Source organism: Algicola sagamiensis DSM 14643 (assembly GCF_000374485.1).
In the GTDB taxonomy this organism is placed as follows: Bacteria; Pseudomonadota; Gammaproteobacteria; order Enterobacterales; family Alteromonadaceae; genus Algicola; species Algicola sagamiensis.
The window spans coordinates 291715-315724 of the sequence record NZ_KB894492.1 but is presented as its reverse complement, the minus strand read 5'-3'; the positions used below and the strand labels follow the sequence as shown (position 1 = coordinate 315724).

Here is a 24010-nt window from a genome sequence, read left to right as displayed (position 1 = left end):
ATAACATGCTGATTTTTATTAAATACTAAATTTATTTAACTCTATTTTAATCGTTTCTGCGGATTGCCGTAATGATTCAGCCAGTAGGGCTAACCCTTCTATATAATGAGTTACTTCATGTTGAACCTCTGCCATCCGAACCATATTCGAGTCCATTTCACCCGTGACAGAGCTTTGCTGTTCAATCGCAGCAGCAATGGAAGCTGTCATCCCACTCGCCATCTCCATTTTTGAGCGGACAGAATTAAAGTGATCCTGCACTTTAGAGACTCTGGATACACATACATCCGTATGTTCTTTACTCGATAAAACTGCGCCACTTGCCTGACGTGATTTATCTTGAAGTCGTGCAACCATCGTCTCAATTTCTTTCGTGGATTCCTGTGTTCTATGTGCAAGCGCACGAACTTCATCCGCAACAACAGCAAAACCTCGACCTTGTTCCCCGGCTCTCGCGGCTTCAATCGCTGCATTCAAGGCGAGCAGGTTCGTTTGTTCCGCGATTGCTTTGATCACATCCAAAACACTACCAATATTGGCACTCTCGATACTTAATTCATTGATATCCTGCACCGCATTATCAACACCACGGGCGAGCTCATCAATAGAGTTTACTGTGCCGTGAGCTTCATTCATGCCCTGCTCAACATTACCCTTGGCCTCATCGGCAGCGTCTGCCACTTGGTTTGCATTTTGTGCGATTTCTCCAACAGTTGACGTCATTTCATTGACCGCTGTCACGATTTGTTCCACTTCTCGAGTTTGATTTGTCACTTTATCTTGGACACTGAAAATATTGTCCATCAAGTCGGTTGATGCTTGTTGCAAAGAACCAACGACACTATCCAAGTTTTTGACAACACCCAGCATATTATCTTCAAAGCGATTAAATTGATGGGCGATTTGACTGATTTCATAACCTGCCCCTACAGCTAGTTTTTTGGATAGATCACCACGGCCATCAGCCACATCTTCCAACGACTGCGCGATTTTCTTCAATCGATCTGAAATATGAAGTTTAAACATCAAAGTGATCATAATGAGGATTACACCAATTCCCATCGCGACAATCCCCATAATTTTCCATCCAATATTCATCGCTATGGATGCCCCTCTATCCATTGGGACTTTCACTTCCAAAATGCCTCGAACATCACCAAGCTTCCAGTCTGTTTTTGGGGATTCTTTGTGTGTGTTATGACAGTCAACACATGCTTTTGCCTGCATGGTATCTGCAATTGCGACTCTAAGGACTTGCCGACCCGATTCACTGTATAAGTCGACAAATTTTTCATTTGGATTTTTGGTTAAGAATTCCCATGCCTTTTTCTGGAATTGGTCAAGTTTACGATCCCCTCGATTTGGGAATGGATAGCCACTATACAAATCGAGTTGCGTCTCTTCATTTTTTAATAGTTCACTGACTTCGTGGATCATCGTGGCTGGTAAGGGAATATGGTTCGCAGGTGCATGATTATAGTGAAGCTTCATTCCAGATGCTTTTGCTTTTTTAATCACGTTCTTTGTGTAATAACCACGTATTATTTTAAATTGTTTAGTTGTTTGTACAGCAGAACTCACAAGTTGTTCCCTTACAGCTTCTCGCAGCTCATTTGGGACGTACCAGATCAACCCGATGATGATGCAAATCGAGACAGCCAAGATAGGAATAAAGAAACGCCATAAGATACTCGTATTCATTGACCCGAGAACTGTTATCGTTTCATGATTCTGTAAAGGTAGTTGAAGTTAAGTGAAAAGTCTCTTTCATAAGAAGCGGCAAACAGTGCCACTTCTCGATGCATATTTTTCTCTATATTTTGGCTACTTCTGAGCATTTTCCCAAGCTTCCAAAGCGGGCTTGACTTCTTCCATGAGTTGTCGATGGGACTGGCGATCTTTTGCTCTTTCCACATACTTTTGTATATTCGGGTAATCATTGTATGGGTAGATATTTGGTGCATAAAATAGCCCAGGGATTGCAGCACAATCTGCCATTGTGAACTGCTCACCCATTATCCATGTATTTTCTCCAAATCGTTCGTTCAAATGCTGATATGTCACATCAAGATAGAAGCGCATTTTATCCAGACGTTCATGATCGCGTTGCTCTTCAGGCTTCATACTTGAAAAAAATAATGTACCGATTGGATCCAATAGATATTGATCCATCATACGATCAATAAAGCGAACCTGTCGAGATGCGTCTACGCCATCAGTAATAAGCTTGGTTCCAGACTGGTGATGTCCTTCTAGGTATTCAATGATGATGGATGATTCCGGTATCACATGATCATCCGTAACTTGTAAAAATGGGATCCGTCCAAGTGGGTAAATATTGCGATATTCTTCTACTTTTTGTGGGTTCATCATATTGACAACTTCGCGTTCTACCTCAATACCCTTTTCATAAAGTGCCAGTAATACTTTTTGTGAATACGTTGACAGGGGATGGTAATATAGCTTCATCATTGTTCCTCTTCTTATTTTCGGTCCAATCTCAGCTCTGGCTATCATCGGATTTCTTTCATAAAAATTTCAAAAGCTTAACCCATACAAGAGCTATCACTAACAACTGAACTAGCATAGTGTGAGTCACTTCAAAAAAAAAGCTTAAAACATTATGCCTGCCCCGTTAAAATAAAGACTATTTCAACTTGATGTCATTTTTTTGTGTATCCAATCGAATCTGCTATTCCGGACATTCTTGAAGCATTAAAGACACATAACCGAATTGTGCTCAGTGCCCCGCCAGGAACGGGAAAATCAACCGTATTGCCTCGATATATCCTCGAAGCGCTCAAGGGCTGTGGCCAAAAACTCATCCTACTTGAGCCTCGGCGAATTGCTGCAAAGCATATTGCTGAATATCTAGCCGAGCAGCTCAATGAGCAGATAGGACAAACGGTTGGCTACATGATGCGTCAGGAGATTAAGATTTCTAAACAAACCCGGTTATTTGTAATTACTGAAGGGGTTTTGACAAAATTGATCCAGGACGATCCAGAGTTGAATGGCGTTGAACTCATTCTCTTTGATGAATTTCATGAGCGTTCGTTGTACTGTGATCTTGGATTGACACTTGCCTTAGATATTCAAGAGAATCTGAGAAACGACCTCAAAATCATTCTGATGTCTGCAACGCTGGACCTTTCTCAAATCACAGGCCGACTGAACGCACATTCGATTCAGGTTGAATGCCCCGCTTTCCCTGTCGTAGAAAAATATGATGCAGGTCCAGCAAAAGGAACACTGTCTACTCGATGTAGCTACCTCACAAAGCGTGCCATTGAAGAAACAGATGGCGATATATTAGTTTTCCTACCCGGTGTGAAAGAAATTGAATCTGTTACAACACTGCTCAGTCCTCACTATCCACAACTAGAGTTTCACCAACTCTACGGTGCTTTACCACTGACAGTACAAAAGAAAGCACTGATCCCAAGCAAAAATAGAAAAGTCGTTTTATCAACAAACCTTACAGAAACCAGCCTCACAGTTGCTGGAATTTCAACCGTTGTTGATTGTGGTTACGAAAAACAGGCGCAATACCAGCCTCGCCGAAAAACAACACAATTAATGCTTAAGGAAATCTCAAAAGCTTCAGCAACACAACGAAAAGGTCGTGCTGGTCGATTGATGGCAGGCACCTGTTATCGGCTAGGCACACAAGAACAATGGGAAAGAAAAGAAGCACACTATTCTCCAGAAATTACCCGAAGCGATCTGAGCCAATTGCGCTTTGAACTTGCACGTTGGGGTGTAAAGCACTTTTCTGAACTACAATGGCTCACGCCACCCAAAGAGGCATTATGGTCGGAAGCAACCGAGTTTCTCCAACAGCTCAAACTGCTCGATAAGAAGTTGAGCTTAACTCAGCTTGGTCACCAAGTCGCTATGTCGGGACTCTCCCTCAGAGATGGTGTTATCTATTATCAAGCGCAGGATCACCTGCGGGGGCTTGCACTCACTATTGGGATTGTGTTGGATGAATGGCACCGTATTTCTGGGATAATTCAATCAGCTCGTTTCGATCATGGTATCGATTGGTTGCTCTCCGAACAGGCAAAAAAACACCCGCTTCACCACCAATGGCAGCAACGCCTCAAAAAATATCAATGTACACTGCCTAGTCAGGTCCTCATGGAGGATCTCGCAGCACTCTTAGCCGCCGGATTTATTGACCGCTTTGCTCAGAAAAAACAACGTCAATATACACTGGCAAATGGTCAATCTGCATTGGTGCACAACTCAGAAGATCAACTTGAAGCACCATGGGCTTTTATTCTTCAAGATCAATTGGTGGAACAAGGATTGTTTGTCCGCTGTATTTTTCCAGTTTCCAGTGATCTGTTTGCTTGTGTTCTCGAACCACACGTGACAACCGAAACCATCGTGTATTTTGATGAAGCGAAGGCAGAGCTTCGTGGCAAAATAGTCCATTCATTGGGTAAGGTTGTAATTAAGGAACAGGGCAGCTCAACTCAATTTTCTGAACGAGAGCAACAAACGGCCTGGCTCACTCTCATTCAACAAAAAGGCTTCTCGTTCTTTGATCACCATGAAGAAGCAATACAACTGTTCGCGCGAGTACACCTTTGCGCGACTCATATCGATGAGTTTTCATCTCTAAATGAAGCACAGCTCTTACTAGATATAGATGAATGGCTCACACCTTATCTTACCAACGTGAAGAAAGTTGAGCAGTTAAGGAAATTAAAAATTCATGACATACTGCTGGCACTGTTGCCCTATCCATTACAGCAAAGATTAAATGAACTGGCACCAAAGCATCTGGCCGTCCCATCGGGCAAAACACATTCGATCTATTATGAAATCGGACAACAACCCGTGATGATATTGCGTATACAAGAAGTTTACGGCCTTCAGGAAACACCGACAATTATGAGTCAGAATGTTCCTATACAACTCCATTTGCTTTCACCTGCAAATCGCGTGATCCAGATCACATCAGATCTGAAAAACTTTTGGCAGACCAGCTACGATGTAGTCAAAAAAGAAATGAAGAGCCAATATCCAAAGCATGTTTGGCCTGATGATCCCGCGAACGCTATCGCATCAACTAAAACAAAAAAGCAGCTAGGACACTGACGTATGGCAGCGCCACAAAAAAAATCTCAAAAAGCTTCACCAAAGCGGAAAAAGTCAGTCAAGAAAAAAAGTAAGATACAGAGCCAAGACACGTGGGTAAAGAAGCTCATCAAGCCAGCAATGAAGATCAGTATCGCAGGTATTGCCTTTTTGTCCGTCTACTGTTTGTATCTGGATGCCAAAATTACTGAGAAGTTTGAAGGACAGCGTTGGAAGTTGCCAGCAAAAGTCTATGCTCGCCCCTTTCAGCTTTACCCAAATAAATCGATACGTGTTCGAATGTTCCATCAAGAATTGAATCTACTTGGATATCAACGTGTCTCCCATGCCAGACAACCAGGTCAATATGCAGCTAGCCAGCATCAAATTGATATCTATTTACGTGAGTTCCAGTTTAATGATGGATATCGCCCCCCTCGATTTGTATCAATCCAACTGAAGAATGGTCAAATCACACAATTATTGGATCATAAAAATAAACCTGTATCATACGCTAAGATAGAACCACTTTTGATTGAAAGAATCACGAATGACACGGATGAAGATAGGGAAGTAATCGGCTTAGAAGTTATTCCTGAACCAATTCTGGATGCGCTTATTTTGGTTGAAGATAAGAACTTTTATCATCATACTGGCGTTTCTTTAAGGGGTATTTTTCGTGCACTTATCGCCAATATGAAAGCAGGAAAGACTGTACAGGGAGGGAGTACATTGACACAACAGCTTGCAAAGAATTTCTATCTGACAAGAGAAAAGTCGCTCTGGCGAAAAGCCAATGAAGCGCTCATCGCACTGATCTTGGACCATAAATACAGCAAAGACCAAATTCTAGAGGCTTATATTAATGAAGTCTATTTTGGTCAAAATCACCAAAAAGGGATCCACGGCTTAGCCCTTGCCAGCCAGTTCTATTTCAATAAAGAACTGTACCAGCTTCAACACCATGAATACGCATTACTGATTGGACTGATCAAAGGACCATCTTTCTATAACCCAGGTCGACATCCTGTTCGTGCCAAGGAGAGAAGAGATCTCGTGCTTCGATTAATGTTTCAAAATCATCAGATCACAAAACAAAACTACCTAACTGCAATCAAAAAACCTCTTGGAATTCAAAGAAATAGTTTTATCCGACGTCAGCAGTTTCCTGCGTATCTTGACCTCGTCAAGCGTGAGCTCAGAGCAATTTCGTTATCACAAGAAACGAAAAATGCTGGTCTTCAACTGATCACAGGACTTGATCCCATTCTGCAACTCAAAGCGAATAAAGCGATTCCCAAAGGCATTTCCATCTTGCAAAACCGACCAGATCGCCCACAACTTCAGGCTGCATTTGCCGCAGTGAACTTCGAAGAAGGAAGTTTTGCAGCAATTGTCGGTGATAAAAACCCGACCTACTGGGGATTTAATCGTGCCTTGGATGCGAAACGCCCCGTTGGTTCACTGATTAAGCCATGGGTATATTTAACCGCCCTAGAACATAGTCATCACTATCACCTAGGGACAATGCTCAAAGACAGTCCAATTCAGTTAAAGAATGAATCGGGTCAGATGTGGGAACCAAAAAACTTTGATCGACGATATCGACAACAGGTTCTGTTGCATGATGCGTTGACACAATCGTTAAACATTCCAACTGTCAATTTAGCGATGCAACTGGGTATCGATCAAATTGCAAACAACATCGAGCGTCAACCAGAAATATCAGATCTGCCAAGAGTTCCTTCTTTAGTTTTGGGAAGCGCAATGCTTTCAGCACAAAATGTCGCTCAGATGTACGCAACACTTGCATCTCAGGGCATCTATGAGAGAATCACGGCTATTACCTCAATTGGAGACGGGAAAGGACGTACGATTTGGCAAAAATCGGTTGAGGCTCAAACATTGTTTGACCAAAAGGCAGTTAGTCTAGTGAACAACACTTTAATGGATGTCATTGATGAAGGAACGGCAAAAGCATTACACCGCCGCTTTCCAAACTTAAGCATCGCAAGTAAAACTGGCTCTTCAAATGATTTGAGGGATAGCTGGTTTACAAGCTTTGATCAAGATATCGTGACTGTTTTTTGGGTTGGCAACGATCAAAATAAACCAATGGGGTTGACAGGAAGCCAGGGAGCTATGTATCTATATGAAACACTTCTTGGTCAGTGGGAAGCGCTGCCACGATATAGAACATTACCGCTGGGTGTCGAACTCGTTTATTTTGACCGCAAAACAGGAAAACCTGCTACCCAAGCGTGTCACCAAAAGGTAGAATTGCCAGCCATTGTCGCAGGTCTTCCCGATAAAGAACAATGTCTTCCAGAACAAAGCGGGTGGTTTTAGACTTGAACCGATTATGGAATAACGATTTGACAATAGAGATGGTATACATGGCATCATGACACATCGACAAGCGATTCGATATTTAATCGGTGAATGGCGTTTTTCACCTGATGAAAACAAACTCATCAAAGAAAATGAGTCTGGTGAACCCACCGTCTCGGAGCTTGACAATTTGTGTCAGAAAGTTCTGAAATACCTCGTGGAGCATGCAGGTCAGCTCGTTTCGAAGGATGAACTTTTGGAAAAGGTCTGGGGAGTCAGTTCCGTTTCCGACGGACGTGTCACGCGCGTGATCCGTGCCCTTCGAATGGCATTGGGAGACGATGCGAAGAATCCATCCTATATCGAAACACTTCCAAAACGTGGATATCGCTTTATCGCACTCACCCAGCTAGAGGAATTTGAGATCCAAACGCCGCAAATTGTTCGATTGGAAGAACCAATGCCAGCAGGGGATCGCGAGCTACTTCCCATTGAGTCGCCTTCACAACAGCCTCAATCGGAAAATAACTATCAGCGCTTGTTGCTATTATCATCTTTCACCGTTTTCGCTTTAATCAGTGCGATTGCTTTATTATTTCTCATCCCCCAATACAATCAACCTGCAGATGTCCCATTTGTACGAGTCGAGCCACTTCTGAGTCTGGAAGGTCACGAAATCGACCCAAGGATTTCCCCCGATGGCAAAAAAGTGATTTTCCGCTACGGCGGTGCGAGTGGCGACGATACACCGTCATTAGTCGTCATTGATATCAAAACCCGAGATTGGATGAAAATCCAGGCAAAAGAACGTCATATCTTTTACTCTGCAGCTTGGAGCCCTGATTCTCAGCACATCATTATCCGTGAACTTGGGATGGATAATACTTGCCGATTAAAGTTATTGAATGGGATTTCTTTTGATTTTCGATCTTACCAGCTCACTGATATTATTGAATGCGATCCGTTGACCAAAGGCGCCACGATCAGTTGGGATCGTGGTGGCGACACCATCTATATCACTGAACAAAGCAAAGAAGACAATACCCACAAAATTTACAGCATGTCGCTCAAAACAGGGAAACGTACCTTGATGACCGCTCCTCCCGGTTCTGGAGTTGGTGATTATGTTGTGAAAGCCTCCCCAAATGGAAAGTATCTCGCATTTTTAAGAAATCACGCGCAGCGGAAAACTCAGCTTTGGATCATGGATCTGAACACGCGCGAGCAGCGATTGATTACTGAGTTAGACTTTTCTTTGATCCATATCACCTGGTCACATGACAACCAAAAAATCTACTTTGGGAATCATAATGCCCAGGTAGAGTCAGTCAATATCAAAGACAAATCACGTCAAGTGATCGCAAAGCTCGGAGATAAGCTGCGTGCGCTCGATTCTTCTGATGATGGTCTCATTATTGGGCTATCAGGCAGCTTTATGAAGTATCACTTTAATGTTTCTGCCAATCCTTTGACCCATCCAGAACTCAATACAAGTGAAAATATCATTGCACCGCTTCAGTCTAATCGATCTGAGTATTACGCAGACATGGGCGCATCCGGACAGCAAATGGTGATTGTGAGCAGCCGTACAGGTTTGCAACAGATCTGGTTGCTTCGTCACGGCAAAACGATCCAGCTGACACAGTTTGAATCTTATCGTCAAATTACAGACGTAGAACTCACAGCCTCTGGCCGACTCGTTGCAGCAATCATTGATGGTAAGCTGTGTATTATTGATGTGGATTCCAAAAAACTTCAAACACTCGGTATTGATGGGATGGAGATCACAAATCCAGCTTGGTTCTACCACGAGAATAAGCTCCTTTTCTCAATGCGAACGAAAAAAGGTGTCTCACTCTGGAGTTATAATCTGAACGACAAAAAAGTGGTCCAAGAAATCGCAAATGCGACTTCCGGGCAGCCTTCTGATAAAGCCGACGATATTTATTATCGTCTGGAAAACGATCATCGAGTCTATAAACGTAATCGCGAGACTGGCACAACTGAAGTTATTCTGCAAAATATCGCTGGCGAGTTTGGCCAAGAGCTACAAGTCGTCAATCAGCACCTTTACGTCGGTACAGTCGCTGAGAATGACCGCCTAAAGATCCGTTTTTACGATCTGAACACAAAGGCAATTTCTTCGGATGTTTTCACAGCAGATACATCGCTACTCCAGTATAGTGTTTCGCTAGATGAGAAGTGGATCATGTATTCCATGTCATTCTTGACAGACTTAGATACAGTAATGCTCAAAGACCAAATACAAAAGATGTGATCTCCTGTCTCAATGCTCAATCAGGAAGTGTAAATCTGGAGCTGTAAGGATATGCATGATCAAGTCAACGACCAAGCTAAGAAACTGTAATGAAAAACCGATGACCCAGTCATGAAGGTTAAATGAAGTGATGAAAAGTGCTGCCGTGAGAGTCGATTAAAAAAAGAAAAACCCCACAACAATGTGTAGGGTTTTTCTCATCAAGCTCTTCACTTACTTTGGCTCTTTTTTCTTGAAGTCATGTTGTTGTGTTGAAAGGTTCTCAGTATCAATCAACTCAACAGTTTGATCTACTTGGCTCTTAATATAATCAACAAGTGGTTGATAGTAGAGCGTCCCTGTATCCACCCAAAATTCTTCACCTTTCTTTTTAATCTCAGCAAACGTCGCATATCCATCTTGTCCACCAGCAATATAGTTGTTTGTCACAACCAAGTACTCTTTTGTTGATGAAATTGGCTTCCAGTCACCAGCTAGACGAGCGTTGATCTCTAAGGTACCTTCTTTGATTTTTGAACCCTCGATCTCCCAACGTAAGCCAGCTGCATAAGGATAAGCACCGTTTGATGAGCCAGAGACAGCGTTAGTAATCGCTTCTTGAAGTACTTTCTCAATCTCTGCACCTGTCATTTTGAGTCGAGCAAGCTGATTAGGATAGCCTAAAGCGGTATAAACCATCTTCAGGTTGATTTCCCCTTGTGGGAAACTACTTCGAATTCCACCTGCATTTTGGATTGCGACATGAGACTGTCTATCTGACTCAAGAAATGCTTTGGCTACTATCGCCCCCATATCCGAACCATAATCTCTAGTTCTCGTATTAAAGCAAGAAACATCTTCAGGAACGCCAGGAACGCGTGCTAAACAAATATCATCTGCCGCTTTACCGAGGGGCTCTTTAAATTTTTCTTCAGCTTTTGAGTCCCATGGTACCAATTTATCAATTGTCGCTTGATCTTTCTTGGTTAAACTCAATGCAGGGTTCTCTGAAATGGTTTGTTTGGCAGTTGCTAATTCTTGACCTTCAAGTAAGACTTTACTGCTATTACCATCTGCATCTTTGACTTTCTTCTTCAGCTCCTCAGATAAAAGAAGATGTGGCGTACCATCACATTTCGTGACCTTGCCATCTTTATCAAAGGTAACTTGTAGCTCACCCAATACAGTTCCGTGCTTGTAGGCCTGAACAACACAAGCCTGATCGCCATCTGCATTCTTCACAACTGTTGGATATTTACCTTCAACAGGTAAGCCAAACTCTTTCAATTCTTCACCAAGCAGTGTATGAGAATCACCACCAATGATGACATCCACACCCTTTAAGGATTCGGCTAATTTTACTTCATTCTTATAGCCATAATGGCTCACAACAACAATGCGATGCACACCTTGTTTTTTCAAGGTGTCAATTTCTGCCTGAGCTGTTTCGGTTTCATCAAGAAACTGAGTTGTTTCAGAGGGGAATGACGAGCCTTTGGTTTTTTTCGCCGTATCAATCCCAATAAAACCAACTTTTTCTCCATTTGGAAGTGTTTTTATTGTTGTCCCTTTAAACTTATTGAAGATTTCTGAATCTTCACTTGGTTTCACATTCGCAGCTAAGACTTCCGTCTTACATCCATCCTCATTGAAGTTACCAATAAAACCGCTCAGCGCTTCCTCACCCAAATCAAATTCGTGATTACCCAAAGCAAAGATGTCAAAACAAGAATGCTGCATCATTTTCAAGTCAGCTTCGTATTTAAACATTGTATAATAAGCACCACCGCTGAATGCATCACCAGCGTGGACTTTGAATACATTATCACGGTTTTCCGTCAGCTCGTTCATCTTCGTGATCAAACGAGGAAAGCCACCAGCTTCGCCATATACTTTTGTTCTTTTAGGGACTTCGACTTCATTTCCATCTTCGTCAGTAATTTTTTCTTTATCAGATAAATCAAGCGGCATTTTGAGAGTAATGTCTTCGCCGTTGACGTGAGAGTGGTGATCATTGATGTGCAGGAAGGTAACAGTAATTGGGTCAGATTTGGCTTGGTTGTTTTGGTTATTATCATCACCACCACAACCCGCTAATAGAGCGGAAGTAACCGCAAGGGTTAGCGCAGATTTTATATAATACTTCACGTGTGTATCCTCATTGTCTCATTGCAGAAATCTTTCATTCTCATCGAGCAGTCGGGTCTTGATACATCGCCCTCATTCTACATCCGGCTGATTGATTCAACTCTTTGGACGTGAAATGCGTTTTTCCTTAAATCCTCTGCTTCAATTCTGAACTCAGAAAATTGGGCGAATTTTATGTGTTTTTTGTAAGGATGATAAGCACTATTTTGAATTTTTTTGCATTTTCCAAAATTGTGACTTTGGGACAAACATTTATTTTTGATTGGAATATCTAGCGAAAACGCTCTGATATAGCCATTCAACTCACAACAACTTTCCATATAAGCCACTGAAATTATTCATAAAAGACTGATTTACAGATTTTTAATTTATTTTTTTAATCACGTCAATCGATTTTTTTCTAGGTATAAAAAGCAATCAAGTCCGGTTTTATGTGACTTACAAGATGAGTGAATGGTTCTAAAGTATGATTTTCTAAACAGAGAATCAAAATACAAGCAACATAAAAGCGAACAAAAACCGAATATCAATTCATCTAGATGATGAGTGATTTTTTGGACACACATTCTTAAATTGATGCATAGAGAGGTTATAAAGATGCATGGGATTAATGTGAAACCGAGTTTCAATCACCAAGAATTAAATCAAGTCGAAACTGCGCGTCCAACTTCAACACAAAGTAAACATGTCAGTAAATTTCAAGACGTTCAACACATCGACAAAGTCGGTTTCCCAGAAAGTCATTTAAAAGTCATGGCACAATACGCACAAGAAAAAAATATCATATTTGGCATTCGGCCAGTCGATGCAATGAACAAGACGCTCCTTGACGAAGGCTATCCCACGAAAGATTTAACGATTAAACCAAAGAGTTCCACTTGGGGCCCAATGGCTGGATTTATCCCATGTGATCAGGCATTCAGTAAGCTTGAAGCAAAAAAAGGCTCTGAAAAAGGGCAACAAGCCATCGAAAACTCAAATGAGAAGGTAAAAAGTTGTCTAAAAGACAAACATGCAGTTTCTGGGCAACTCGTGATTAGTAAGAATCGAATTAATGAACTCGTATCCAAAAGTGCTGGCTCAATAGAATCAACCACCACAAGTCAAAATCAAATCTCTTTATTTGTCACATCTCCCAGTGGAGAAAAGTTTACTTTCCAAGCTATCGAGTCTGCAAAAGAGCATGGAAAGTTTTCCATATTTCTCGACGATGAGCCATTTCATGTTTTATGTGATAAAAACTCGAAGCTTCCAATTACAGCAGATTATGACCTGTTACTCGTCGCACCAAATTTATCTGATTACGGGGCAGGAGATTTAGCGAAAGGCGATCCTAGCCAATCTGTTTTAGAGTCTCACCTGCGTAACTTTAATGCACCAAAAGAAACAACGCAGCCAAAAGCACCACAGGGGTTTATCTCTTCGAGAGTGAAAGAGCTAGGAGATGATATCAATGCCAGACTGGATCGTGAGTTGAACAAACTTATCCACCATGGTGCAGATGATAAAAATCCGTTCACAGACAAAGATGCAAACTTCCCAGCAACATTCTTTCTGCCTGAACCTATTAATGGTTTTGGGACAACTGTTGAAGGTCATCAAGGTGCCATCAGTGTGATTGAGCAAAACGAAATGGCAGCATTCATTCAATCTGCAAAAGATCAAGCATTCTTTGTTCCTGTTCACAATGAATGGGGGCAAGATGTCCAAAATATTAAACGCGGCTCCTTTCAGGAGTCTCTTGACTATTTTCAGAAAGTCTAAGCTATAAAGCACCAGAATGAACCACTGTTATATCATTCTGGTGTTTCTCTCATCATTCATTTCTTTCGACGAACCTCTACCCATATGGATTAAAACATTTTAATTACCATATAAAAACATTTCATTATCAATGAATTGATTCCGAAATCCATTGTGTGCGATGCTAATACAGAAACTTATTCAAAAAATATGCATCTAATCCAAAACATTAAAGAAGTGAAGGACATGTATGATGATGAGAACAAAATTAAGTTTATGCGCTGCAACGCTTCTAACACTTGGGCTTTTAAGCCAGGTTGCTGTAAGTAAAAGCCTCACAAAAGAAGAAGAAACCCAATTAAAGCAAGAACTACAGCAACTACAGAAAAAAGCTGAAGAAGCAGAGAAAAAGCAAAAAAAAGAGAGTGATCCAAAAGAAAAGAAAAAAGATCATGAGCGTTATCAAATCTTACAGGCAAAACTAGATGAATATACTGCAACAAAGCCTTGTGAGACTGCCGCACAATGTAAAGTGATCTCTTTGGGCAATAAACCATGTGGTGGTGCGTGGGGGTATGAAATTTATTCTACACAAACTGTTTCTGAGGCCGATATTTCCAAAGTCATTTCAGAGATGGATGCGATTAAGAAGAAAAACATGCGCAAAGGGATGGTCAGTACATGTGAGCATATTCCCGAACCTATTGCTCAATGTGTTGAAAATCAATGCACCGCACAAAAAAAGATGCTGCTTTATTAATCTTTCATCAAAACCACAAATGGGAATGATTTGAAAGGCGGTTTAAACCGCCTTTCAACATACAAAATGAAACAGTATCAATTAACGCTCAACTTTACTTCGAACGCGTTCAACTGCCTCGAGCCAACCATTGTACAATGTCTTTCGTTGTGCCTCTGAGATACTTGGTTGAAAACTGGCTTCATGACACCACAGCTTTGAAATTTCTTCCAAAGACTGATAGACACCTGCTTGTAGCCCAGCAAGATATGCAACACCCAAAGCCGTTGTTTCCGTGACTTCTGGCCGTTCAACAGCCACACCGAGAATATCTGATAATGACTGGACAACAAAGTGATTTACGACCATTCCACCATCCACTCTCAGTGCGGAAGGTGTCGCTGCACCATCTGCTTTCATCGCTTCAAGTAGGTCTTTGGTTTGATAACAGACGGACTGAAGTCCAGCAGCAACGACATCTGCAATTCCTGTGTCTCGGTTCAGTCCAAAAATTGCACCGCGTGCATTTGGATCCCAATAAGGCGCGCCTAGCCCAGTAAAAGCAGGCACCATATAAACGTGAGACTGTTTGGCTTCATTCGCTAAAGATTCTGTGACTGAAGCATGCGGGATGAGTCTCAATCCATCGCGAAGCCATTGGATCGCAGCGCCAGCAATAAAAATACTGCCTTCAACTGCATAAGTGACTTTCCCATTTAATCGATAGCCGATCGTTGTCAACAAACGATTTTGGGACGTGACAACCTGTTCCCCTGTGTTGAGGATCATGAAGCAGCCTGTCCCATAGGTTGACTTGACCATACCTGGCTGAAAACAGGCTTGCCCAATAAGTGCAGCTTGTTGATCACCAGCAATTGCACCAATAGCAACAGGTTTTCCTAGCCATTTTTCATGAATTCGGCCAAAGTCATGCGCACAATCTTCTACTTGTGGGAGCATATTTGCAGGGATTTCAAATAAGTCGAGTAGCGCACTATCCCAGGTTTGTTCATGAATATTAAAAAGGAGTGTACGTGATGCATTTGTCGCATCCGTCTTATAAACCTTGCCATCGGTTAAACGCCACAGCAAAAATGTATCGACTGTGCCAAACCTTAGTTGGCCCTGTTCAGCTTTCTCTCTTGCGCCGGGCACATTATCCAAGATCCATTTGATCTTGGTGGCTGAGAAATAAGGGTCAATCAATAGTCAGCCGTTCTTCGGTCTTGCCAGACAATCGCTGGGTAAATGGCTTCACCTGTCGTAGCATCCCAGACAAGCGTTGTTTCTCTCTGGTTCGTAATCCCGGCGGAGATAATTTTATCGGCAGAAATATCGCCTTGCTGTATCACATCACGACATACGTTCAGTGTTGTTTGCCAAATCTCTTCTGGATCGTGCTCAACCCAACCATCCTGAGGGTAGAATTGCTGAAACTCTTGCTGTGCTGTCCACTGGACATTTCCTTTGGAATCAAACAGGATTGCACGTGAAGAAGTTGTTCCCTGATCAATTGCCATCAAAAAACCCGACATACGGTCCTCCCATGTCATCTCTTCGAGTCAATTATAATTGACTTCATTTTTTATTATTTACTCAGACGACGGGCATTTCGAGATAAAACACTGCAAACTTCAGATGCGCGGTCTGGATGAATATTGGGGTTAAAATCCCCACGACGGCAATAATTTCTCAAAAAACCTTCTGCTTTACTATCAGAAGAAAGTACATCTCTTACGTAATCTCTTTCAGCTTCTGTATAGTCCCGAATAATAGGCTCCACTTCTCTTAATGTTTCTGCTGCTAATGACTTATCTGATTGCATACTTGTCGTATCAGAAATAAAAATATTGATACTATCAACAATGACACTTTTAATCCTGCCTACAGAAGGATGATCGATCACGACCAGAATCGAAATAAATACAATGATCCCAATAATAATTTTCTTCATAATCTCTTAACTCCGCTCAGTTACTTTCATTGTATGTTATCCCAATTCACTTGAATAGGGGATGTTAATTTTTCATTAATCTTACAATAGGAATAGTGTCTTTCCGAGATCTCTAGTGCTCAACGAATGGGTTACATTTTTTTAAGGGAAATCATAAGTTTTTTCTATCAAACTCAGACTAAAAGACCACAATATTTATGGTAGAATTTGCGCGCTAGCGCATTTTATTTATACGATGGTCCACGCGAATTGATCTTCTCTTCTTTCTGGCAGTCAGAAATAAGAATTAGTTCAGTTTGGTATTATAATCATCAAGGAAAGGGGTACTTTGCCCTGAGGTAGCTTTAGATGAGTGACAAAATAGAAGTCAGAAATATTCCTGCCAAAGTCGAAATTCATCAACCGGACACTGCGAAGGTTGGTCAATATAACCCTAGAAGTCGTATTTATGTTCGTGCAGTCCAAGGGGTTCATCAACTCCTTCGACGAAGGATGAATATGGTTTTTATGGCGGTCTTTATGATCCTGCCCTGGATCCAGTTTAATGGTCGTCAAGCGATTTTACTTGATCTTGCTGAACGACAATTCAATATTTTTGGGTTAACCCTATGGCCACAAGACCTGACGCTATTTACGTGGCTTTTAATCATTGCTGCTTTTGCTCTGTTTTTTGTGACGACTTTTTACGGACGAGTTTGGTGTGGTTACATGTGCCCACAAACAGTCTGGACATTGATTTTTATCTGGTTTGAAGAGAAATTTGAGGGGACCCGTAACCAACGAATAAAGCTCGATAAAATGCCAATGAGCTGGACAAAGTTTCGAAAAAAAGCCGCCAAACATACTGCGTGGTGGTCGTTCTCCTTCTTAACTTCCCTGACTTTTATCGCCTATTTTGTTCCCGTTGAAGAATTATTTATTGGCTTCTTTACCGGGCAATCATCCGCACTGATTTATGGTTGGGTAATATTCTTTGCTGTATGTACGTATGGTAACGCCGGTTGGATGAGGGAAATCATGTGTACGCACATTTGTCCGTACGCACGTTTTCAATCTGCGATGTTTGATAAAGAGACCTTTACCGTTTCTTACGATCCCAAACGTGGTGAAAGCCGCGGCCCAAGACCACGAAAGAAGGATCCAAAAGAGCTAGGATTAGGCGACTGCATTGATTGTAACTTGTGTGTCCAGGTTTGTCCGACTGGGATCGATATCCGAAATGGTTTGCAATACGAATGTATCAACTGTGGTGCATGTATTGATGCATGCGATGGTGTCATGGATAAAATGGGTTACGAAAAAGGACTGATTAGTTATACCACTGAACAGCAATTAGAAGGGAAAAAAACTCATATCATACGACCAAAGTTGCTGGGGTATTTCATTGTGCTTCTTGTAATGCTCAGTGCATTTGCTTACACAATCGTGTCACGTATTCCGCTCGATGTTGACATCATTCGAGACAGAAACACGCTGTATCGAGAAAACTTCGAAGGTTGGATTGAAAACACATTTACGTTGAAAATTCTGAACAAATCTCAGCAAGATCATGCTTATATCATCAGTGTTGAAGGTTTGAAAGGCTATAAGTTTCAAGGTAGAAAGTCGGTGATCATAAAGGCTGGAGAAGTTTATACACTTCCGGTAACTGTTTCCGCAGATCCTATGTTACTCAAAGAAAGGATCACGGAAATCCACTTTATTGTTCAAGATAAAAACGATCCGGATGTGAAGGTAAAAGAAGAGAGTAATTTCTTTAACCGAATTTAGGTTCGGTAAAATAAACGGGGGTACAATCAATGCCCCCTATCCTATCAAAGATGGTCGATTTGTCTCATGGCTGTTCTCCTTTCTTATCCTTAAACACAAAATATTTTTGTTTAAATATAGAGTTCCTGAGAGAATTACACCTTGTGATATAAAAACGTGAATCTCACGCAGGTGTAGCAACAACTTCTATGACACAACAAACATTTCATTTTCAGCAATTATCACCGGATACAATCTTAGATGCGATTGAATCTGTTGGTATTTATCCCGAATCCGGGCTTCTTCCCCTCAACAGTTATGAGAATCGAGTCTATCAGTTTAAAGCCGATGATGGGCAACGCTATGTCACTAAGTTTTATCGCCCTGAGCGTTGGTCTCAAGCACAAATTCAGGAAGAGCATGATTTTGCTTTTGAGCTGATGTCAGAAGAAGTGCCTGTTGTTGCACCTATTCAACGCGATGGACAGAGCCTTTTTACTCATAAAGACTTCTGGTTTTGTCTTTTCCCAAGCGTTGGCGGCCGAATTTTTGAAGTGGACAATCTCGATCAGCTTGAATGGATGGGAAGATTTATCGGACGTATGCACGGCGTTGCCAAAAGAAAGCCATTCCAATATCGCCCCGAAATTTCCATTCAGGAATACTTACATGATGCCCGTCGTATTCTTCTAGAGAAATCGTTTGTACCACAAACACTCGAAGTGTCTTTTTATACAATCCTAGAACAAGTGATCCAAGCAGTTGAGCCACACTTTGTCGATTATCAGTCACAACGACTGCATGGCGATTGCCACTCTGGAAATATTCTTTGGTGCAATGATGCGCCAGTTTTCGTCGATTTGGATGATGCGCGATCCGGCCCTGCCATCCAAGATCTGTGGATGATGCTTTCTGGTGATCGACAACAACAGCTTATACAACTCGAAACATTGATTGAAAGTTACGAAGAATTCTCTCCATTCAATATGCAGGAACTAAAGCTGATTGAGCCATTACGTGCTTTAAGAATTGTGCATTATATGGGATGGCTGGCAAAACGCTGGGAAGATCCGGCTTTTCCAAGGAACTTTTCCTGGTTTGCACAAGACAAATACTGGGAACAACAGATCCTGATCCTCAAGGAGCAGTTGGCTGCCTTGCACGAAGAGCCGTTGACTTTAATGCCTGGTAACTTTTAAGCTGTGGTGTTGAAATCATTCACCCTTTTGTAGATATTTGGGACCAACATAATGAAAAAATTAGTATCTTTTGCAGCATCAATGCTGCTAATGACAACTGCCTTTTACTCTCAGGCGAATACATTTGTGAAAGGAAAAGACTACATCGTCATCAATGAAGCCGCTTCAGAACAGCAAAGTGTCACCGAGTTCTTTTCATTTTATTGTGGCCATTGCTATAACTTTGAACCCTTTGTGAAGTCACTCAAGAAGAAGTTGCCTGAAAATGTGAAGTTTACGAAGAGCCATGTCGACTTCTTAGGTGGCGCAACAAAAGAAATTCAACAAGCACTCACAACGGCTTATGTTGCTGCTGAACAACTCAAAGTCGAAGACAAAATTGCAGCAGCAATCTTTGACTACATTCATAAACAACGTGCCACATTCGCAAGCACAAAGGATATTCGTAATATCTTTATTGCAAATGGTGTAAAGGGCGAAGACTACGATAAAGCTATCAATAGTTTTACAGTAAAAACGAAAACAAACCTTTTATTTAGAGAACAAGATAAACTGAACAAACAAGGCGTTTTATCTGGTGTTCCAGCATTCGTTGTGAATGGTAAATACAAAGTCACACCAGAAAACTTTACGATCAAGCCAAAATCTTGGGATGAGTTGTTTCAGCACTATGAAAAAGTAGTTCTTTTCTTAACAAAGCAGAAAGGCTAATCATTTTCGCTCTGGAAAGCCTTTCATCGGCTTTCCTTCTCTTCACAACATCAAGCTAAGTATTTTCGCAGGAATGTCATCATGAAAAAGGTGTTTGTAAGTGCTTGCTTACTAGGCCAGCCTGTCCGATATGATGGCCAAGCAAAACCATCTCATCACCCGGCACTCATACGATGGCTGTCTGAAAATCGTGTGATCACTTTATGCCCGGAAGTTTCTGGTGGATTACCGATCCCAAGGCCCCAAGCAGAACGCCAGCCTGATCAGCGAGTGATCACTATCCAACACCTTGATGTGACTGCTGAGTTTGAACGCGGTGCAGAAGCTGCGCTTCAACTGTGTTTCAAACACAATATCCGTATTGCGGTCCTCAAGGAAAATAGTCCTTCCTGTGGCAGTCATCATATCTACAGTGGGCAATTTAATGGGGAAACCATCCCCGGAGAAGGACTGACAACACAGCGGCTACGCCAATCCGGGGTTCTTGTTTTCTCCGAGAATGAATGGGACAAAGCCCAAATTGCCTTATCCAAACTAGATCGGTGATCCAGGCGGGATTGCCAAAGGTTTGATCAATGGTTGCCAGTTCCCATGTTCAAAATAATGTTGTATATGCCGTTTGACCCGCTGCGAAACAGGATCTTTCTGCTCTTTAGATACTTTCAAAACGGATAACAGTGACTGCTCTACACTCGCAACAACCTCTGGCGCAGTTGCAGCGTGATGGAGAAGCTGGCCCAATTGTTCAATATAGAGAAGTGCGACCCGAACTCGAATCTGTCGAGTTTGCCGTGATTGTTTCTTATATGTTGAAACAACCAGGTGATTGGTGAGATGCGCCAGCAGTTCATCAACATTAAGGCGCTTTCCCCCCAACGCAGTTTGCTGCTCTAGTCGTGACAATCGAGTTGGATTTAATATCAATGATAACGTGTGCTGTGATGCAACTTCTGCTGCGCCAAGTGGATCAAATGTAACACCTGTCCGTGATGGGAAGCTTTCTCGTGTTTTTTGATAACCATATGCCTTTGCAGGAATGAGATCACGTAATTTTTCTGGTAATAGGAGTGTATCTGGTTTGAGTGTTTCAAGGAGTACATCTATTGCTTCTCTTTGACGTTGATCATCCACAGGTTGAGTGCCAATTGGTGACTCATTTGAGACAGTTTCATATTGATATTTCATTCCTGCAATCAGCTTACTGACTGCCTCAACCTGATATCGATGCAGTAAATACAAAGGAACAAGTGCTTCATCCAAAGAAGATAACGGCATTCCTTCACCAAGCACCCGCTGATCAAACTGACTCAGAGCATGCTTCCTCACTACAAGTGTTTTATGTAACTCTGCTATGACATCCCGACCATTATCCCATAGATGTGCGTCCAAATGTGCACTACCCGCATCCCGAGCATCTTCATCAGAGATAAAACCAAGATCGAGTGAGTAGTTTTGTTTAAGGACTTGAGCCAAATATTCTTGCTCTTGTGCTGCCTGTATGTCCGCATATCCATAAGCAATAACCTGCTTGTCCCAAAGACCGACACCTCTAGCATACGCTTCTTGTAATAAAACTTTATTCCCAGCTAGGTGAAGTAGTGGATGCGGATAATCCATCACTGAAGCACGGTTGTTCCGGCTGGCTGCAAAGTTATGCGCAATGCCAAGTGTATGCCCAACTTCATGGGCAGCTAATTGTCGGATCCGGTCAAGCGCCATATCGATTGCTTCCTGACTATTGTGACTCCCCAATAAAGCATTTGCGATTTTAATGTCTTGGCGAACACGCAGCGATCCAAGTGTCACGTGGCCTTTGATGATTTCTCCTGTTCTTGGATCTGCAATTGCGTATCCGTAGGACCAGCCTCGTGTTGCACGGTGGACCCATTGGATCACGTTATATCTTACATCCATTGGATCCGCTTCGGGTGGCAATTCTTTTACTTGAAAAGCATCTTTGTAGCCAATGGCACTAAAAGCCTGATTCCACCAACTCGCACCTTCTTTGAGTGCAGAACGAACAGGCTCTGGTATTCCTGGATCCAGGTAATAAATAATGGGACTTTTTGCTTCACTAACCGCCTTCTCAGGCTCTTTTTTTTCCAAGCGATGCCTAAGGATCAAGCGTTTGGTCATCGGTTGATCCAATGGCGATGCATAATCCTCAAACGTGAGAGGCAAGTAACCACTTTGTGGATGAAACTGACGTGGTTTGTATTGATTATCTGGTAAAGCAACCAAGGAATGATGAAAATGCAGCGTGATTGCGCGTGCATCGGGTGCCACCTGTTGTACCCACTTCCCTTTTCCATCACCAAAAAACGTGACACTCGCTTCCAGCTCCGTATTTTTCGGGAAGGCTTTACTTCGGGGCATGAAGACGGCAGAGCGAGCTTTCGACAATTGATAATCACCCTGCTTCAATTGAGAAAGACGCGCAGCAACACCGTGGCTATCCGCTATCAAATAAGGTGTGTAATCAATCAAAACTCGACTCGATTGCGTGGTCAATACAGGAAACCCCCAAAGTACTGACTCAGCAAACGCTTCTTGTACACTTTGACGTTCCAAAAGATTATCACTGTGGGCAACGTAAGTTGTATTTTCCTGTATCAAAAGGATCTTATTGCCTCTTCTTTCGAATCGAACTAATTTACCAGCATCGCCAAGTTGCCCACGATCTAGTCCAACATCATTCGATCCCAGCCCTCGCGGTAGACTATGAAGCAATAAAAATGACTGATTGAACTGTTTGATTTCCAGAAGAACTCTGTCGGATTTTTCATCATAATAAAAAGCATAAAATCCGTCATCGTATTGCATATTCTGAGTCTGCTCAGCGTAAGAAACCGCATGGGTAAGATGACTGACACAGAAAAGAAAAACAAAAACAATTTGTCTGTACATCTGAATACCTTATTATTTTTATTCAATTTTTATGGATTGAGTATTACAAGAAATGAAAAAGAGTAAAAGTAAACCTGAAACCCGATTCGTTTTCTTTTAAAATAGACAACAAAAATCTGACCCTACTAATCATTTCAAGGAAATAACCATGCGTCGACTTGCGCCAACACTTCGTGACGATGGGGTGAATTCCGACCTCATTTTTTTGATCCGAACGATCCTCGCTGCCTGTAAAGAAATCTCTTTTCGCCTGACTCAAGGTGAACTTGCCGGTGTGCTTGGCTCCACTTTGAATGAAAACATTCAAGGGGAAACTCAGAAAAAACTGGATATTGTTTCCAACCAGTTGATTAAAGATGTATTGCTGGAGTCTGGCTTTGTCCGTTCTATTGCCTCCGAAGAAGAAGAGCACGTCGTTGCTGGTGATCCAAATGGGAAGTATATCGTTGCATATGATCCACTAGATGGTTCATCGAATATTGATATCAATAGTTTAGTTGGAACTATTTTTTCCATTCATTTAGCAGATGATCAGCTCCCAGCAGATGATGATCGTCAGTTTCTCAAGCCAGGCTCAGCGCAAGTTTGCGCTGGATACGTTTTGTATGGCCCATCGACCATGCTTGCACTGACAACCGGGAAAGGCGTCAAGATTTTCACGCTGGATAAAACGCATGGTGGTTTCTTACTCACACATGACCAGGTCACTATTCCGAAAGACACCCAAGAGTTTGCGATTAACGCATCAAATCAGCGATTCTGGGAGCCTCCCATGCAACAGTACATCAACGATCTTTTGGCTGGTAAAGAAGGCCCAAGGGAAAAGAACTTCAACATGCGCTGGATTGCGGCCATGGTCGCAGATGTCCATCGAGTGCTCAGCCGTGGTGGACTATTCACCTATCCTACCGATCACAAAAACCCAGAAAAACCATATAAACTCAGACTGCTATATGAGGCAAACCCAATGAGCTATCTTGTTGAACAAGCGGGTGGTATTAGCTCGACGGGCTACGAGCGGATCATGTCGATTCAGCCGGAAAGCTTACACCAACGTGTTTCTGTGATCCTCGGCAGCGAAAACGAAGTGCGCACTTGTGAAAAGTATCACCAACCCTAGATGCTTGTTTATCCACATGAGTCTTGATTTGTGAAAGATAAACAAACCCTGAGATGGTCAT

15 protein-coding genes and 1 pseudogene are annotated in these 24010 nt (G+C 42.1%); 10 read left to right on the top strand and 6 right to left on the bottom strand.

Going from position 1 to position 24010, the window contains the following annotated elements:
- Window positions 1-18: 18 nt before the first annotated feature.
- Both C505_RS21475 and C505_RS0104980 read right to left on the bottom strand, forming a co-directional pair.
- Entirely contained in the window at window positions 19-1701 is a 1683-nt protein-coding gene (locus C505_RS21475; protein ID WP_018691494.1) for a methyl-accepting chemotaxis protein, read from the bottom strand.
- Window positions 1702-1824: 123 nt separating this feature from the next.
- On the bottom strand, window positions 1825-2472 hold the full coding sequence (locus C505_RS0104980) for a glutathione S-transferase family protein (protein WP_018691493.1): 648 nt from the start codon (window positions 2470-2472) through the stop codon (window positions 1825-1827).
- Window positions 2473-2673: 201 nt separating this feature from the next.
- On the opposite strand from C505_RS0104980, the gene hrpB reads away from it, so the two are divergent.
- The 3 genes from hrpB to C505_RS0104965 are packed head-to-tail and all read left to right on the top strand — an operon-like array spanning window position 2674 to window position 9700.
- The gene (gene hrpB, locus C505_RS0104975) at window positions 2674-5112 is read left to right on the top strand and encodes an ATP-dependent helicase HrpB (protein ID WP_018691492.1); all 2439 of its coding nucleotides are present in this window, start codon (window positions 2674-2676) and stop codon (window positions 5110-5112) included.
- Between the two features lie 3 nt (window positions 5113-5115).
- On the top strand, window positions 5116-7440 hold the full coding sequence (gene mrcB / locus C505_RS21470) for a penicillin-binding protein 1B (protein ID WP_018691491.1): 2325 nt from the start codon (window positions 5116-5118) through the stop codon (window positions 7438-7440).
- A gap of 55 nt (window positions 7441-7495) precedes the next feature.
- Window positions 7496-9700, top strand: a complete 2205-nt coding sequence (locus tag C505_RS0104965; RefSeq protein ID WP_018691490.1) for a winged helix-turn-helix domain-containing protein — start codon at window positions 7496-7498, stop codon at window positions 9698-9700.
- A gap of 213 nt (window positions 9701-9913) precedes the next feature.
- On the opposite strand, the gene C505_RS0104960 is transcribed toward C505_RS0104965, so the two are convergent.
- Window positions 9914-11827, bottom strand: coding sequence for a bifunctional metallophosphatase/5'-nucleotidase (locus C505_RS0104960; protein WP_018691489.1), 1914 nt, complete (start codon window positions 11825-11827; stop codon window positions 9914-9916).
- Window positions 11828-12424: 597 nt separating this feature from the next.
- Between C505_RS0104960 and C505_RS0104950 the strand changes: the two genes are divergently transcribed.
- Both C505_RS0104950 and C505_RS23480 read left to right on the top strand, forming a co-directional pair.
- Window positions 12425-13591, top strand: coding sequence for an anthrax toxin-like adenylyl cyclase domain-containing protein (locus C505_RS0104950; protein ID WP_018691487.1), 1167 nt, complete (start codon window positions 12425-12427; stop codon window positions 13589-13591).
- A gap of 232 nt (window positions 13592-13823) precedes the next feature.
- Window positions 13824-14330: a hypothetical protein gene (locus C505_RS23480; protein WP_211215054.1), complete on the top strand. Its 507-nt coding sequence runs from the start codon at window positions 13824-13826 to the stop codon at window positions 14328-14330.
- An 81-nt stretch (window positions 14331-14411) separates the two neighbouring features.
- Here C505_RS23480 and glpK read toward each other — a convergent pair.
- Together glpK and C505_RS0104935 are read right to left on the bottom strand one after the other, a co-directional pair.
- Window positions 14412-15844: pseudogene (gene glpK / locus C505_RS21460) on the bottom strand (glycerol kinase GlpK).
- Window positions 15845-15897: 53 nt separating this feature from the next.
- Window positions 15898-16263 (bottom strand): hypothetical protein, encoded by a 366-nt coding sequence (locus tag C505_RS0104935; RefSeq protein ID WP_018691485.1) that lies wholly within the window; start codon window positions 16261-16263, stop codon window positions 15898-15900.
- Window positions 16264-16611: 348 nt separating this feature from the next.
- Between C505_RS0104935 and ccoG the strand changes: the two genes are divergently transcribed.
- The 4 genes from ccoG to C505_RS0104915 all read left to right on the top strand — a co-directional run bounded on the left by ccoG (window position 16612) and on the right by C505_RS0104915 (window position 20468).
- Window positions 16612-18033 (top strand): cytochrome c oxidase accessory protein CcoG, encoded by a 1422-nt coding sequence (ccoG, locus tag C505_RS0104930; RefSeq protein WP_018691484.1) that lies wholly within the window; start codon window positions 16612-16614, stop codon window positions 18031-18033.
- 188 nt (window positions 18034-18221) lie between these two features.
- Complete coding sequence (locus tag C505_RS0104925) at window positions 18222-19211, top strand: serine/threonine protein kinase (protein WP_018691483.1); 990 nt, start codon at window positions 18222-18224, stop codon at window positions 19209-19211.
- A 51-nt stretch (window positions 19212-19262) separates the two neighbouring features.
- Entirely contained in the window at window positions 19263-19922 is a 660-nt protein-coding gene (locus tag C505_RS0104920) for a thiol:disulfide interchange protein DsbA/DsbL (protein WP_018691482.1), read from the top strand.
- 81 nt (window positions 19923-20003) lie between these two features.
- Entirely contained in the window at window positions 20004-20468 is a 465-nt protein-coding gene (locus C505_RS0104915) for a DUF523 domain-containing protein (protein WP_018691481.1), read from the top strand.
- Here the strand turns inward: C505_RS0104915 and C505_RS0104910 are convergent.
- The gene (locus tag C505_RS0104910; protein ID WP_018691480.1) at window positions 20457-22829 is read right to left on the bottom strand and encodes a zinc-dependent metalloprotease; all 2373 of its coding nucleotides are present in this window, start codon (window positions 22827-22829) and stop codon (window positions 20457-20459) included. The two genes, C505_RS0104915 and C505_RS0104910, sit on opposite strands and share 12 nt — an antisense overlap.
- Window positions 22830-22977: 148 nt before the next feature.
- Between C505_RS0104910 and C505_RS0104905 the strand changes: the two genes are divergently transcribed.
- Window positions 22978-23949, top strand: a complete 972-nt coding sequence (locus C505_RS0104905; protein ID WP_018691479.1) for a class 1 fructose-bisphosphatase — start codon at window positions 22978-22980, stop codon at window positions 23947-23949.
- Window positions 23950-24010 lie beyond the last annotated feature (61 nt).